This window comes from Hymenobacter arizonensis (genome assembly GCF_900115775.1).
Lineage (GTDB): Bacteria > Bacteroidota > Bacteroidia > Cytophagales > Hymenobacteraceae > Hymenobacter > Hymenobacter arizonensis.
Genome location: NZ_FOXS01000001.1, coordinates 269,442 through 284,407, shown reverse-complemented (window position 1 = coordinate 284,407; position 14,966 = coordinate 269,442). Strand labels below are relative to the sequence as shown.

Annotated in this window: 13 protein-coding genes; 9 read left to right on the top strand and 4 right to left on the bottom strand. The window is 61.1% G+C overall.

Going from position 1 to position 14,966, the window contains the following annotated elements; all coding sequences use genetic code 11:
- Positions 1–16: 16 nt before the first annotated feature.
- A complete protein-coding gene (locus tag BMZ66_RS01190) occupies positions 17–1,207 on the bottom strand; it encodes a cation:proton antiporter domain-containing protein (protein WP_092668175.1) in 1,191 nt (396 codons plus the stop codon).
- A gap of 84 nt (positions 1,208–1,291) precedes the next feature.
- On the opposite strand from BMZ66_RS01190, the gene BMZ66_RS01185 reads away from it, so the two are divergent.
- On the top strand, positions 1,292–2,548 hold the full coding sequence (locus tag BMZ66_RS01185; RefSeq protein ID WP_214606936.1) for a BaiN/RdsA family NAD(P)/FAD-dependent oxidoreductase: 1,257 nt from the start codon (positions 1,292–1,294) through the stop codon (positions 2,546–2,548).
- Positions 2,549–2,631: 83 nt separating this feature from the next.
- On the opposite strand, the gene BMZ66_RS01180 is transcribed toward BMZ66_RS01185, so the two are convergent.
- On the bottom strand, positions 2,632–2,895 hold the full coding sequence (locus tag BMZ66_RS01180) for a hypothetical protein (protein WP_092668173.1): 264 nt from the start codon (positions 2,893–2,895) through the stop codon (positions 2,632–2,634).
- 196 nt (positions 2,896–3,091) lie between these two features.
- Here BMZ66_RS01180 and BMZ66_RS01175 point away from each other — a divergent pair, with 196 nt between their 5' ends.
- Positions 3,092–4,540, top strand: coding sequence for a diadenylate cyclase (locus BMZ66_RS01175; protein WP_092668172.1), 1,449 nt, complete (start codon positions 3,092–3,094; stop codon positions 4,538–4,540).
- Between the two features lie 175 nt (positions 4,541–4,715).
- On the opposite strand, the gene BMZ66_RS01170 is transcribed toward BMZ66_RS01175, so the two are convergent.
- Positions 4,716–5,708 (bottom strand): aldo/keto reductase, encoded by a 993-nt coding sequence (locus BMZ66_RS01170; protein ID WP_092668171.1) that lies wholly within the window; start codon positions 5,706–5,708, stop codon positions 4,716–4,718.
- Positions 5,709–5,995: 287 nt separating this feature from the next.
- Here BMZ66_RS01170 and BMZ66_RS01165 point away from each other — a divergent pair, with 287 nt between their 5' ends.
- The 7 genes from BMZ66_RS01165 (at position 5,996) to BMZ66_RS24990 (ending at position 13,893) form a co-directional block, all read left to right on the top strand.
- Positions 5,996–9,046: a T9SS-dependent choice-of-anchor J family protein gene (locus BMZ66_RS01165; RefSeq protein ID WP_177204544.1), complete on the top strand. Its 3,051-nt coding sequence runs from the start codon at positions 5,996–5,998 to the stop codon at positions 9,044–9,046.
- Positions 9,047–9,169: 123 nt separating this feature from the next.
- Positions 9,170–9,616 (top strand): hypothetical protein, encoded by a 447-nt coding sequence (locus BMZ66_RS01160; protein WP_092668169.1) that lies wholly within the window; start codon positions 9,170–9,172, stop codon positions 9,614–9,616.
- Positions 9,617–9,619: 3 nt separating this feature from the next.
- Positions 9,620–10,312, top strand: coding sequence for an SCO family protein (locus tag BMZ66_RS01155; protein WP_092668168.1), 693 nt, complete (start codon positions 9,620–9,622; stop codon positions 10,310–10,312).
- On the top strand, positions 10,312–10,713 hold the full coding sequence (locus BMZ66_RS01150; protein WP_092668167.1) for a c-type cytochrome: 402 nt from the start codon (positions 10,312–10,314) through the stop codon (positions 10,711–10,713). The genes BMZ66_RS01155 and BMZ66_RS01150 overlap by 1 nt, the downstream gene beginning before the upstream one ends.
- 193 nt (positions 10,714–10,906) lie before the next feature.
- A complete protein-coding gene (locus BMZ66_RS01145; protein WP_092668166.1) occupies positions 10,907–11,842 on the top strand; it encodes an enhanced serine sensitivity protein SseB C-terminal domain-containing protein in 936 nt (311 codons plus the stop codon).
- A 171-nt stretch (positions 11,843–12,013) separates the two neighbouring features.
- Entirely contained in the window at positions 12,014–13,372 is a 1,359-nt protein-coding gene (locus BMZ66_RS01140) for a M28 family peptidase (RefSeq protein WP_092668165.1), read from the top strand.
- A gap of 86 nt (positions 13,373–13,458) precedes the next feature.
- Positions 13,459–13,893, top strand: coding sequence for a hypothetical protein (locus BMZ66_RS24990; RefSeq protein ID WP_143080002.1), 435 nt, complete (start codon positions 13,459–13,461; stop codon positions 13,891–13,893).
- Between the two features lie 100 nt (positions 13,894–13,993).
- Here the strand turns inward: BMZ66_RS24990 and BMZ66_RS01135 are convergent, their stop codons facing one another.
- Positions 13,994–14,854 (bottom strand): DUF2911 domain-containing protein, encoded by an 861-nt coding sequence (locus BMZ66_RS01135; protein ID WP_177204543.1) that lies wholly within the window; start codon positions 14,852–14,854, stop codon positions 13,994–13,996.
- Positions 14,855–14,966 lie beyond the last annotated feature (112 nt).

The following is a 14,966-nucleotide window of genomic DNA, read 5'->3' as shown; positions in this document are numbered from 1 at the left end:
TACAACGGATGCCGGCTCAAACCTCAATCATATCTGGCCTGCGATGCGCCAACTGCAGGCCTATCATCATCAGGATTCCGGTGAAGAGAATCACCACGAACAGTATGTTTTCGCTGACCTCGCCAATCAACAGCCGCTCGGGGATACTGTAGAACAACAGCACCGATATCAACCCTTTGGGGGCGATGAACAACTCGGGAATGAGGTCGGTACGGGCCACATATTTTAGGTAAACAAACCGAATGAGGGTGAGCACCCCCACAATGAGCGCCCCTTGAAAGAGCAGGGTCCAGCTCACAAGGTTCGACAGGGTGATGGAGAACCCAAAGAGCAGGAAAAAGAACGTGCGAATGAGAAAAGCCGACTCCGCTGTAATGCTCTTGAGCTGCTGCAGCTCGGCGGCCAGAATCTCGGGGCGCAGCAGCCGCTGCATGCGCGGGCCGTGGGCCAGCAAATCGGCGTTGTTTACCACCAAGCCAAACACCAGCACCAGCACCAACGACGACAGGTGCAGCTTCTTGGCCAGGCTGTAGATGAGCACTAGGAAGGCAAACAAGAGAAAGAACTTCACGTGGGCCCGCAGCCGGCCCAGCAAGAACACCAGTAGCGCAGTGCTCAGCACCGCTACCATAAGCACCGCCACCACATCGCGCCCGAAGGTGACCACCGACCAGCCTTGGGCAAAGTTGTCCTGCAGCGCGAAGTTGAAAAGCATGATGCCGATGATGTCGGAGAAGGTGCTTTCGTAGATGATGAACTCCTGTTTTTCGCCGCCCAGGCCGGCCACGCTCGGAATGGCTACGGCGCTGCTTACCACGGCCAGCGGCACGGCATTTACGAGGCCGCTTTGCCAGCCCACACCGAGGTACACGTGCAGCAGCCAAGTGATGGCCCCGGCTTGCACCACCATGATGAGGCTTGCTGCTAAAAACGAGCGACGCACCAGTGGCCACTTTTCGGGCGTTAAGCGCAAGTCGAGTGAGCCTTCTAAAACAATGAATATCAACCCAACGATGCCGAACAGTTGAAGCGCCAGTGCAGGCACGGCAATGGGCATGTTGAAGTAGATGCTGGCCTGGCTAAGGGCGATGCCCGCCAGTAGCAGCAGTAGTACCGACGGCACTTTGGTAGCCCGCGCCGTGAGGTCGAACAGGTAGGAAAGCAGCACGGCCAGGCTCAGGCCGATGAGGATAGAATAGGGTCCCATGGACCAAAGCTAACCGGCAAATAGCCTTTGGCGAACCTTGGCGACGGCCGTGGCCGTACCTTGGAGCCCTCGTTTCTTATGGTTGTGGCCGACGCATTTTTCGATAATTCTTCCTTTGTGGCCGTGGTGGGCGGCGGCCCCGCCGGCCTGCTGGCCGCCCAGCGCCTGGCCGAAGCGGGGCGCAAGGTGCATGTGTTCGAGGCCCAGGCCACGGTGGGGCGCAAGTTTCTGGTGGCCGGGCACGGGGGCTTCAACCTGAGCAATGCCGAGGAGCTGGCCCGCTTCGCCAGCCGCTACGGTGCCGAAGCCGGGCGCTTCGCCGACTTGCTTAGCCACTTCTCGCCGGCCGAGCTGCGGGCTTGGGCCGCCGATTTGGGCATCGCCACTTTTGTGGGCACCAGCGGGCGCATCTTCCCCGAAGCCGCGCACAAACCCGCCGACTTGCTGCGCGCCTGGCTAACCCGGCTGCGCGAGCTGGGCGTGGAGCTGCACACCCGACACCGCTGGCTGGGGTTCGCAGGCCCAACTGGAATTAGGCTTGTGGATGAAACAGATGGACCGGAAGCCCACCGTGAGTTTGTGCTGGAGCCCGCAGCCACGGTGCTGGCCCTGGGCGGCGCCAGCTGGGCCAAGACTGGCTCCAACGGCGCCTGGGTGCCAATACTGCAGGAGCTCGGTGTGCCGGTGACGGCTTTCGCACCCGCCAACTGTGGCGCGGAAGTGGCTTGGTCGCCGTTCTTCCAGGCAAAAATTGGCCGGGCTCCCCTAAAAAACATTGGCCTGCGTGTAAACGATGGCCCCGCCGTGCGCGGCGAGATTATGCTGACAGAGTATGGCTTGGAGGGCACGCCCGTATATGCTCTCACGCCGCAGCTGCGGGCCGCGCTGGCCAGCGGCAGCCCCGCAGTTTTGCATCTCAATCTGAAACCCGACCTGCCGGCCCCGGCGCTTTTGGCCAAGCTGCAGCAGCGTCGCCCGGGAGCCTCGCTGCCCGATTTTTTGCGCAAGTCATTGAACTTGGCGCCCCAAGTACCCACCCTGCTGCGGGAAGTTCAGCCCAACGTGGCCGCGCTGGACTCTGCGGCCTTGGCGGCGCTGCTCGCGGCCGTGCCCATTGTCGCAACCGGCCTGCGCCCCCTCGACGAAGCCATTTCCACGGCGGGCGGCATTGCCTTCGCGGCGCTGGATGAACACCTCATGCTGCGGCAGCGGCCGGGCACTTTTGTGGCTGGCGAGATGCTGGACTGGGAAGCCCCCACGGGCGGCTATTTACTGCAAGGCTGTTTTAGCACTGGCGCGTGGGCGGCAAAAGGAGTGCTGGCGTGGCAGGCGGCGCGATAGCCTTTGCGGGCAACAGCCAAGAGCTGCGCAGCAACGGACACTGGCCTTTATGGCATTGCAAGGCTGGCCGGGTAGCGCTTGCGCTACTTCTCGGCCCGGACGCGCGCCGCGGCTTCTTCGGCTTCGCGCAGAATCTGCCGGGCCTCGCCAAGCAAGCGGCGGCCGGGGTGGAGCTCGTCGCGGGCGATGAGGGCGAAGAGCAAGAAAAACGAAACCAGCGGCAGCATCCACCCCAAGGCAAACCACAGCCAGAACGACCGGCCACGGCTATGCGCGCAGTAGCCGGTGATAATCGGGATGAAGGAGATGGCCACCACCATCACAAAAAGCATGTCGACGAAGAGCATAGGCTTGCGAGGTTAGCGGCGGTGAGGGCTAGGCGGCTACGCCGGGTTTGGATATCCCGAAGTTACAACTTTGTGGGGAGTAGAAGAAGTCATTCGTAATGATTTTTGTTTCGCGGTGCTACTATGCCGGGCTTTTTTCCGTAGTTCGGGACAAAGTTGGGCCTGCAACAGGGTCCGGCCGCCCTTGTACTTGCCCATGTGGGAACACCAAAGCCTTTTTCGCGTCTCTGCTCAGCTGTTTGCTGAAGGCATTTTTAATTTGCTCGACCGCAACCTGCGGCCCGAAGTTTTCCTAATCGGCTTTGCATCTTCCAAAGAACCCGACGAGCCGGGCGCCGTGGTGGTCGAGCCCACCACCACGCGCTACAGCCCCTCCGATTTTCAGGAGGTCAAGAACATAGCCGCTACGCTGGAGACTGATACAGGCCCGCAAGGCAGCGTGTACCACCTGCACCCCAACGACCACGACCGCATTGCCAAGCACCACTGGTATGAGCTGGTGTGCCGGGCCACCGAGTCGACGCTGCATTCGCTCTCAGCGTCGCGCCGGGAAAACCGCCGCTCGTTTTGCGCCGTGCCCGTGAGCCTGCAGGGGTTTCTGGTTACTGTCGTGCTTCAGCTCTCGGCCGACTGCTACGACGGGTATTACACCCTGCCAAAGGCAACCAGTGGCCGCCCCACCAACCTGCCCCACGCGGCCGTGATGGAGTTTTTGCACGACTGCAACCGCGCCCTGCGCGAGGCGGACACGGCCGATAACGACCAGCCCGTGCTCGACCGGGACTACAACGAACTGCTGCGCTCGGCGGGCCGCCGCCTGATGCTGCGCGTGGCCCCGGCCGGCACCCACGGCCTCTACGATGCCTGCAACGGCGTGGCCGCCCTGCGACACGAGGGCGACGAAGGCGTCGGCACCATGCTGGTGAGCCGGCGCCTGCACCCGGCTATTGTGCCGGTGCTGACCCTGGAAACCCCCGTGCCCATGCGCGACCACCGCTCCATCCGTAAGCTACTGGAGTTGAGCGAGGGACACACGGCCCTGATTTCGGATGCCTCGCACGTGTTCGGCCTGGGCCAGCTCGTGCCCGAGTCCGATAGCCAATACGAACCTCTGGTCACGGTGCATTTCACCAACCACTACAGCTGGGAAATGAGCCACGCCGGCAACATACTGATGCGCGTGGTGAGCAATACGCCCCGCCTGCCCCAGGGCCAGGTAGCGGCCGACAACTTTGCCCGCACCGCCCGCATCGTCTTCCCCAGCCTCAACACCGATAGTATCGACTACCTCTGGGACTTGGCCCAGAAAGCCAGCAACCAGCCTAACGGCACTATTCTGGTTATCAGCACCGGAGCAGCTAAAGAGGCCCAGCGCCTCACCCGCCAATGCTTCCGGGTGGTGCCCCGCATTATGACGCCCTCGGTGCTGCGCCTGGTCACCAACATCGACGGCGCCGTGCTCATCGAGCCCAGCGGCATGTGCCACGCCATTGGCGCTATCCTGGACGGCCTGGCCACGGAGAAAGGCGATTCGTCGCGCGGGTCGCGCTATAATTCCGCCTTGCGCTACGTGAACAGCAGCAAGTACCCCGTGCTGGCAGTAGTGGTCAGCGAAGACGGCTGGATTGACCTGTTACCCTCCTAACGACAACTCCCCTCCTTGGATAAGGAGGGGATGTTTCAGCCTTTGGCTGAAACTGGGGTGGTTGGATTCGTTGAACGACCCAGACGTGAATCGTTCAACGAATCCAACCACCCCAGCGTCCACTTTGTGGCCGCGTCCCCTCCTTTTCCAAGGAGGGGAATTTTTGTTCTACAGATTATCCATTTACTGAAGCCATCATGGCTTCGGGGTAGCGCGGGCCAGCGGCGGCGGTGCCTTTGGGGGCAATTTCGTCTAGCTGGGCGAGCTCGGCTGCCGACAGGCTTACTTCGAGCGCACCCAGGTTTTCTTCCAAATACTTCACGCGTTTGGTGCCGGGAATGGGCACTACGTCTTCGCCTTGCGCCAGCACCCAGGCCAAGGCCAGTTGACTGGCGGTGCAGTGTTTTTGCTGCGCGAGGTCGTTGATGCGAGCTACCAGGTCGAGGTTCTTTTGGAAGTTTTCGCCTTGGAAGCGGGGGGTGTGACGGCGGTAGTCGTCAGCTTCCAGGTCTTCGAATTTCTGAATCTGGCCGGTCAGGAAGCCGCGGCCCAGCGGCGAATACGGCACGAAGCCAACGCCAAGCTCCCGAATGGTGGGCATAATTTCATCCTCCGGTTCGCGGCTCCAGAGCGAGTATTCGGTTTGTAGGGCGGTAATGGGGTGCACAGCCATGGCGCGGCGTACGGTACCCGGCGCGGCTTCGCTCAGGCCCAGGAAGCGGACTTTGCCGGCAGCAACCAAATCGGCCATGGCCCCGACCGTCTCTTCGATGGGCGTGTTGGGGTCGACGCGGTGCTGGTAGTAAAGGTCGATGTGGTCGGTGCCGAGGCGCTTGAGGCTGGCTTCGCAGGCGGCTTTCACGTACTCGGGGCGGCCGTTGATGCCGCGCTTGGTGGGGTCGTTGGGGTCGCGCTCGATGCCGAACTTGGTGGCCAGCACTATGCCTTCGCGGCGGCCTTTGAAGGCTTTGCCGAGCAGCTCTTCGTTTTTAAAGGGGCCGTACATGTCGGCCGTGTCGAAGAACGTCACGCCCAGGTCCAGGGCGCGGTGCAGGGTGCGGGTGCTTTCGGCGTCGTCTTGGCCGCCGTAGAAGTCGGACATGCCCATGCAGCCCAGGCCGAGTGCGGAAACAGTGAGGCCGGAGCGGCCCAGTTGGCGGGTTTTCATTAGCAAAACAGTAGGGAGTGTGGAAAGAAAAGTGTTCGCCTTCAACCGAAGTAAGGGAAATTAGTTGGCCGGTGGCCCCGCCATTGCCACCGCGCCAGTGCACGAAGCATTGCTCGCGCGGCATTCTTTTTAGCATCAACAAAGGCCAACTTTATGGACTTAAACCGGCATGATTGCCAACAAAATATGAGCGAATAGCGCTACCCCTCTTTTTGGCAACATCCCCTTAAAACCCAGACCACATATTAATGCTAGTTTTGCACAAGCATTCACTTTTTTCCATTCGCATGTTCAAAAAAGTACTATTATTTGGGCTGGCCAGCGGGCTGTCGCTCGCCACTTTAAGCGCGCGGGCCCAGGCAACCCTTGCCACCAGCCCGTACACCGAAACGTTTGATAACTTGGCTTCGGGCTTGCCCGCCGGCTTCGGGGTTTACCTTGGCGCCACGGCCAGCAGCCTGGGCACCGCCCCAACGTCTGCGCAGCTCATTCTGACACAAGACGCCAACACGGCTTGGACCAACACCACGGGCGGCTTCAAGAACTACGCCTCGGCCACCGGCGCGCCCACTGACCAGGCGACGGCCCCCAACCGTGCCCTTGGCGTAAGGCAAACAGGCAACATCGGTGACCCCGGCGCAGCGTTTGTGTTTCAGGCGGCCAACACCACCGGAAAAACTGATTTTGTGCTAAGCTTCAAGCTGCAGTCTCTTGATGCAGCATCGCCCCGCACCACAACTTGGCGGGTAGACTACGCTCTGGGTGCCGCGCCCACGGCCTTCACCTCGGTAGGCACGGGCGGCAGCACTGGCAACAGCACGCTGTCGAACAACACCATAACGGTCAATTTCGGCTCCGCGCTGGACAATCAGACTGGCCCGGTCTATATCCGCATCGTGACGCTGACTGGCAGCATTGGGGCGAGCAACCGTCCTTCTTCGGCCATCGACGACTTCTCGCTGACCTGGAGTGCGCCCACATCCACCACGCCCGCGCTTACGGTGGCACCCACGGCCCTGAGCTTTGGTGGCCAGAACATTAACACGACCTCGGCGGCCCGGCAATACTCGCTCACCGGCGCCAACCTGACCGGCGCCACGACCCTGACGGCCACAGGACCCTTCACGGTGTCGAAGGACAACACCACGTTTGGCACCACGCTGAGCTACACGCCCGCCGACCTGACCGCCGCCCAAACGGTGTACGTGAAGTTTGCCCCCACTGCCACGGGTGCCGCTACGGGTAGCATCACTCACGCCAGCACCGGCGCCACCACGCGCACCGTGGCCCTGACCGGCACGGGCACCGACCCCAACCAGACCGTTTTCGACTTTGCTACCTGCACCACGGCCCTGTCGAATGGCTGGAGCCAAGTCAGCGTGACGGGCCCGCAGGTATGGGGCTGCACCACTTTCGGCCGCGACCCTAACAACCCCACGGCCACCACGGCTACGCCCAACGGCGTGCAGATAAACGGCTTTGCCTCGGGCAACATCGAAAACGAGGACTGGTTTATTTCGCCAGGCTTCGACCTGACCACCTACAACTTTCCCCTGTTCTCGTTCTGGAGCCGCACCGCCTTCAACGGCCCGGCCCTGAAGCTGCGCGTTTCGACCAACTACAGCGGGACGGGCGCTCCCAGCGCCGCCACCTGGACCGAGCTGAACGTGCCATTTCCGACCGCGGGCTCCGACGTCTGGACGCAGACGGCTAACATTAACCTGGCCGCGTTCAAGGCAGCCAGGGTACACGTGGCCTTCGTGTACACCTCCACCACCTCGGCCGCAGCCCGCTGGACGCTGGACGACATTGTGCTGACCCAATCGGCCACGGCGCCCGCCCCAACGCTCTTTACCAGCGCCAACCGCCTCGCCTTTGGCTACCAGGCCGTGGGCACCAGCGCCGACCGGACGCTGACGGTGTCGGCCAATGACCTGACCAACGACGTGACCCTGACTTCGTCGAACGCCAACTTCACGCTCTCGAAAGACGGCACCGCCTTCACTCCCACCCTCACCCTGACTCGGGCCGAAGTGAACGGCACGAACAAGGCCGTAACGGTTCGCTTCCTGCCCACCACCGCTGCCACCAACGTGAGCGGTGCCCTGGCCATAAGCACAACCGGCGCAACTTCCGCCAGCGTGGCCCTGACCGGCGACACCTACGACCCGGCCAAAACCCTGGAAGTGGTGACTTGGAACGTGGAATGGTTTGGCTCGGCCGACCCCAACCTGGGGCCGCGGGACAAAGAGTTGCAGCGGACCAACGTCGCGTCGGTCATGAACCTGCTGCGGGCCGACGTGTACGCCCTGCAAGAAGTAGTGGATACCCTGCGCCTAAGGAACCTGGCGGCCCAAATCTCGACCACCCTAGGCGTGCCGTACGGCTACAAGACGTCGGAATTTGGCTCCTACAGCGACGACAAAAACGACCCGGACTACGCCAGCGCCCAAAAGCTGAGCTTCATCTACCGCACCGACGTGCTCACCAACCCATCGTTCACGGGCCTGCTGCGCTGCACTGAGGCCCAGAACTGCCCCGCTTATAACCCCTGGGCTTCGGGCCGCTTCCCCTACCTGATGAGCGCCAACGTGACGCTCGACGGCATCACCAAGCGCGTGAATTTCGTGGTGATTCATGCCAAGGCCAACGCCACGGCTACCTCGGCCAACGACCACGCCCGCCGCAAAGCCGGCGCCGACCTGCTCAAGAACCTGCTCGACACCAGCTACGCCAACGACAACACCCTGATTGTGGGCGACTACAACGACGTGCTGGAGGGCACCATTGCCACAGGCGTAACCCCCGCCGTAAGCTCCTACAACTCCTTCATGCAGGATGTTAACTACGTGCCCCTGACCCTGCCGCTGGCCCAAGCCGGCTTGCAGTCGACAGCCGGCTTCAAAACGGTGATTGACAACGTGATTGCCAACCGGAACATGGCGCAGTACTACATCAACGGAACGGCCGCCATCCGGACAGACGTCGCTGCCACGATTCCGAGCTACAGCAGCACCACGTCGGACCACTACCCGGTGTTCACGCGCTTCTCTTTCACCAGCGCCCCGCTGCGCAACAAAGCCGCGCACACCACAACGCTGGGCCTCTACCCCAACCCCGTGACCAACAGCGTGCGTTTGGAAGTGCCCGAAACCGGCGCCAACCTCAGCTTGCAGGTATATACCACCACCGGCCGCCTCGTGTACCAGGGCACGGGCTCGGTTGAGCAGCTCAACCAGCAGCTCAACCAGCGCGTGGGCAACCTAACCGCGGGCTTGTACATGGTGCGCGTCATCGGCGCCAAGCAAACCTATGCCAACCGCTTCCAGAAGCAGTAATTACTAAAGCGCCCTGAGCAGCTAACGGCTGGCAGGGACGATGCAAGGCCCCGTCCGGTTTTCCGGGCGGGGCTTTTGCTTGGCAGGGCACCTCACAACCCTCCTCCGCCATACCTTTGCGCCGTGAAATTTCCCCTAAAAACCGCATTGCGGCCCTTGCTCGTGGCTTTGGCCCCGGCCTTGGCTGCCTGCCCTTCCCCGGCTCCGCCCCAGCAGCTTGCGCCTGACAAAGCCGCCGAAAAAGCCGTGATGGCTCGCCACGACTCGCTGATGGCGAAGATGGACCAGCTCTACTCCCTGAAGGGCAAGATTACGGCGGCGCGCTCGCCCGCAGCCGGGCCCTACCTGCGCGGCCTGGCCGCTGCCGACGAGGCCATGATGGACTGGATGCACCAGTACCGGGCCCCCGACACCACGGCGAACCGGGCAACCCGCCTGGCTTATTTCCAACAGCAGCACGAGGTGCTGGCGGGTGTTAGTCGTCAGTTTAAGGCAACGATTGACTCGGCTACGTTGTTTATCAGTCAACTGCCGGGCACCGCCCCCGCAGCGCCCGCTACTTCCAAATAAGCCATGTTTAAACGTCTTTTTCTGCTGCCCTTGCTAGCGGCTTCTTTCTTCACGGCCTGCACTGGCCCTGGCGCCGAAACGGCGCGGCTGCCCATTCTGGGCGAGCGCGACGTGCGGCCCCGCGCCGATGGCGGCCCCGCCGACACGGTGTTTGCCAAAGTGCCGGCGTTTAAACTCACCAATCAAAACGGAGAGGTTATTACCAACCAAACATTCGCCGGCCGGGCCTACGTGGCCGACTTTTTCTTCTCGACCTGCCCGGGCATCTGCCCCAAAATGCAGGGCGAGCTGCTGAAGGTCTACAACCAATTTGCGAAAGACCAGCGGGTAACGTTTCTCTCGCATACGATTGACCCGGCCCACGACACCATTCCGGTGCTAATGGACTATGCCCAGCGCCTGGGCGTAACGGATGCCAGCCGCTGGCAGTTTGCTACCACCGGCGGCCATGGCGAGCCCTCGGCCAAAGACACCGTGTTTCAGTTGGCCCGCGCCTACTTCACCGCGGCCGAACCCGACAAGGACTCCCCCGGCGGATTTGCCCACAACGGCACGTTTGCGCTGGTAGACGACCAAGGCCACATCCGCGGCCTCTACGACAGTCTCAACGCCAAAGAAGTGGAGCGCCTGCTGGCCGAGCTGCCCATTTTGCTAGCCGAAATTGATTCCCGGAAGCAGGCCGTAGCGCGTAAATAATGCGGGCCTGGCTTCGCCTTTTACTTGGTGGCGCGGCGCTGGCCGTCACGTTGCCCGGGTGTTTCAGCAGCAACAAAAACCAGGGCGAGCGGCTGTACGTGCAGCACTGCTCCGGCTGCCACGGCGAGCAGGGTCAGGGCCTGGCGCGCCTCATCCCCCCCCTGGCCGGCGCCGACTACCTGGCCAAGCACCGCGCTGAATTGCCCTGCCTGCTGCGCAATGGCCAGAACGAACCCATTGTGGTGAATGGTATTGGCTACAACCACATCATGCCTGGAAACAAGGCGCTTAGTCCGGCTCAGCTCACCAATCTGTTGAACTACATAGAAAGCCACTGGGGCAACCAATCGGTGCCGCGCACCATTCGCGAGGTACAGCAGCAGTTGGAGGCCTGTAAGTAACTAGAGGCATCTGATGCACTTGGCTGGTTGGCCAAAGCGCCCGCCCACAGGTAGTACCTGTGCCACTGCTCCTCCCTTAGCACGATGCACTATTTCATTATCAAATGAATAGCTGATGCAAGCGTTTTTGCCTACTCCAACCCGGTTTCTGCCGTAGATTGCAGTCCTAATCCACCCGCCATTTTATTCAATTATGGGTCTGCTCGACTTCCTGAAAAACAAACCTGCCGACAACAAGCCGGCTACTCCCGCTCCTGCTACTCCCGGCGCGCCAACCCCAGCGGCCGAAAAGCCAGCTGGTGGCCCTCGCTACCAGGGCGCTAAGTTTACGGCACCTCCAGCTCCGGTTGCTGAGCCGACCTACAGCATTCCCGAGCCACCGCCCTTCCCCTTCGAGCCCGAAAACGTGCTTGAGCAGCTGCTGCTACTGGCGGCCACCGACGAAAACGCTCGGCCCGCTTTCTATCAGGCCTTGTTGCAGGAGGAAATCCTGATGATTTTGGCTCCTATGGAGGGCATTGGCGAAGGCGAAGTGACCTTGAACGAAGGCCAGGAAATTCAGCTGCAGATTTTGTCGGATGGCAAGCTGCCCATCTTCTCGTCGGTACCGCGCCTAACGGATGGCGGCATCGACAATGGCCCCGTGAGCTACGTGCGCCTGCCGGGCCACGCGTTTTTCAACATGGTGCAAGGCCAGGACTGCGTGCTTAACCCGTTCTCGCCTGCCGGCAAGCTCCTGCCAAAGGACGAACTGGCGGCGCTGCTTGCCGGCCAGCTCACGGGCCCGCTATCGCCTGCGGGCGGCGATGCCCAGGTGCTGCTGAGTCAGCCCGCCGACTACCCCACGGAAGTAGCCGATGCCATCAAAGGTTGGGCGGCCACGCAGCCCCACATCCAAGCGGCTTACCTAGCTCAGATGCAGTTGGCCGATAACCCCGAGGTGCCGCGCCTGCTGCTGGCCTTCGAGAGCAACAACCCCGACCCCAGCTTCATGCAGGAGCTGGGCCCGGTGCTGCAAGGCCAGACGAATGCGTATCAGTTCGTGGACTTGATGCTGTTGGATGTAGCCTCGGATGAGGGCGTAAACCCCTATTTCCGCACGGTTGAGCCTTTTTATTCCAAAGGCTAACCCTTTTCGTTTTCCGCTTAACTAGAACGTCATGCTGAACTCGCCAAAGCATCTGGCGCGTGGTAGTAATTCAGTCGAATGAGTTTACTGCTGCACGCCAGATGCTTCGGCAAGCTCCGCATGACGTTCTTTTTGTAACACAGTTCCCGCTGTCTCGCCTACCTTTCTTTCATGAAACTCGCAACGCTCCTGTTCCTGGCGCCCTTTGCTGCGCTGGCCCAAACCAAGCCCGCCACGCTGCTCCCACCCGCCGACCCCAGAATTCAAAAGCTAGTTGAGGCGATATCGGCCAAAAACCTGGAGGCTGATATCCGCAAGCTCGTCTCCTTTGGCACGCGCCACACCCTCAGCGAAACCGACAACCCCACCCGGGGCATTGGCGCTTCTCGTAACTGGGTGTTTGGCGAGTTTCAGAAATACAGCAAAGCTGGGGGTGGCCGTATGACCGTGGAGATGGACACCTTCACGGTGAAGCCCGACGGCCGCCGCATCAACAAGCCCGTGCTGATGGCCAACGTTCTGGCTACCCTGCCCGGCACCGACCCCAACGACACCCGCGTCATCCTCGTGAGTGGCCACATCGACTCGCGAGTGAGCGACGTGATGAACGCCACTGCCGATGCCCCCGGCGCCAACGACGACGGCTCGGGCACCGTGCTGGTGATGGAGTTGGCCCGCGTGCTGGCCGGCGAGAAATTTCCCTGCACCCTCAAGTTTGTGGCCGTGCAGGGCGAAGAGCAGGGCCTCTACGGCTCGGGCCATTTGGCCGCCCGGGCAAAAAAGGAGGGCTGGAACCTGATTGCCATGCTCAACAACGACATTGTGGGCAACTCACACGGCTTCGACCCGGTCATCAACGACGACAAGCGCTTGCGCGTGTTCAGCGAGGGCGTGCCGGCCAACGAGACGCTCGAGCAGGCCCGCGTTCGCCGGCAGCTGAGCAACGAGAACGACGGCATCAGCCGCCAGCTGGCCCGCTACACGCAGCGCGTGGGCAAGCAGTACGGCAAGGGCCACGAGGTGGTGCTGGAGTACCGCCCCGACCGCTTCCTGCGCGGCGGCGACCACACGCCTTTCAACCAGCAGGGCTTTGCGGCCGTCCGCTTCACCGAGATGAACGAGGACTATACCAAACAGCACCAGGACCTGCGCACCGAGAAAGGCCGTGCCTACGGCGACGTAATCGAAGGCGTAGACTTTGCTTACCTGCGCCGCAACGCCGGCATAAACCTGGCCACCATGGCCAGCCTGGCCATGGCCCCTGCGGCTCCCGACAAGGTAGAAGTGCTTACGGCCGACCTCACCAACCGCACCCAACTGCGCTGGCAGGCCCCAACCACCGGCGCCAAGCCGGCCAGCTACGTGGTGCTGGTACGCGAAACCAGCGCCCCACAGTGGCAGCAGCGCTTCCCCATGTCTGGCACCACCGCCGACCTGCCTATCAGCAAGGACAACTTCATTTTCGGCGTGGCCTCGATTGATGCGGCTGGGCACGAAAGCGTGCCGGTGCTGCCGGTAGTAGGACGGTAGGCCGAAGCTTTTGTTTCGTAGCGGGCGCGTGCAACGATTATCCCAAGATGTCGGTCAGATTAAAAACCCAAGCTGAAACCCCATCCATGCGCCTGACTATTTCCACCACTTTTTTGTCTTTGCTGCTGCTTGTCACTGCTTGCACAAAATCAGACCAGCCTGTGCCCACCCCAAGTGATACTTACAAAGGCACCTCCACCCTAAGTGGCACTTACAAAGGAACCTTTCAAAGAAATAATGCCTCAAGTTCGGGACAAATTTCACAGGTCAGCCTAACCTTTGCTGATGCCAAGTGGACCGGAACCAGCCAGATTCAAAAGTACCCTGCCCTTTGCAGCGGAACATACGAGGTAAGCAGCAGTAACGAAATAACCTTCGTCAATGCCTGCATTTGGACGGCAGAATTCGATTGGACCCTTATACTATCTGGGAAATACACCTTAGTAATGAAGGACGACGAGTTGGAATTATCAAAAACAACAGGTTCTTCCCAAGACATCTACAGGCTAAGAAGAGAATAGCATAAAGCAAAAGAGCCTGCTCAAAATCAGGCTCTTTTGCTTTATAATGTTGGCCGATGCGGTCCCCCGCCTTTTAGAAAAGGGGCACGTTTTCGCGTTTTTACCTCTTCCCACCAGCCGCGGCCAGCACCTCCTGATTCAGGCGGATGTATTCGGCTTTGGCCACTTCATTCTTGTCGTCTTTCAGCAGCTCCAGCGACTTGTTGGCGGCGGCGATGGCGTCTTTGTTGTTGCCCTGCTTCTGCAGCAGCTTGCCTTTCCAGTAGTAGCCATTGTAGCGGGTGGGGTTGGCGACGATGTACTCGTCGAGCCAGCCGAGGGCGGGCGTCAGGTCTTTGCCGGCGTTGAAGTAGTACTGAACGGCGGCCATGTAGGGCTTCTTCTCGCCCTTCATGGCTTCCTGAATCTGGGCCATCACAATGCGGTCGGGGTCGGCGGTGATGGGCAGGGCCACCTGGGTGCGGTCCCAGCTGATGACGAGGTCAGCGGACGCAGGCTTGATATTCTCGACCGTGAGCGACATGGTTTCCTGGGGAGCAGCCAGCTTGGTGGGCTTGGCTTTCACACGCAGCACGTCGAGGTCGGGCTTGTAGGCGTAGGTGCCCCATTGCGCGGTGTCGCGATTCAGAATGAAGGTCCACTCCTTGGCATCGGGGATGGCGAGCAGGGCGTAGGCGCCAGCGGGCACTACCTGGCCGCCAATTTTCACTTCTTCGCCAAAGCGCACCTTGGTGACGGTGTTCGCACCCGTGCGCCATACTGTGCCATTGGGCACCAGCTTACCGAAAGCCGTGCGCCCCCGCAGCGATGGTCGCGAGTACGTGAGGTCGATGTAGGAGGTGGAGAAATCCTGCCGAATGTGGGTGGCCGGGCTCAGCGGCGGGATGGTGAGTTTGGTTTGGGCCTGGGCGGCCGAACTCAGCAGGAGGCCCACCGTGAGCAAAGGGAAAATGTGTTTCATAAATGCAAAAATGCTGCGCGGACGGCGGAATGGTGAGCGGGTTAGTGAATTGATTTTGTGAACAACTAAAGCCGCAAGTCGTTCAGTTAGGTAGCAACTCTGTAGCATAAGC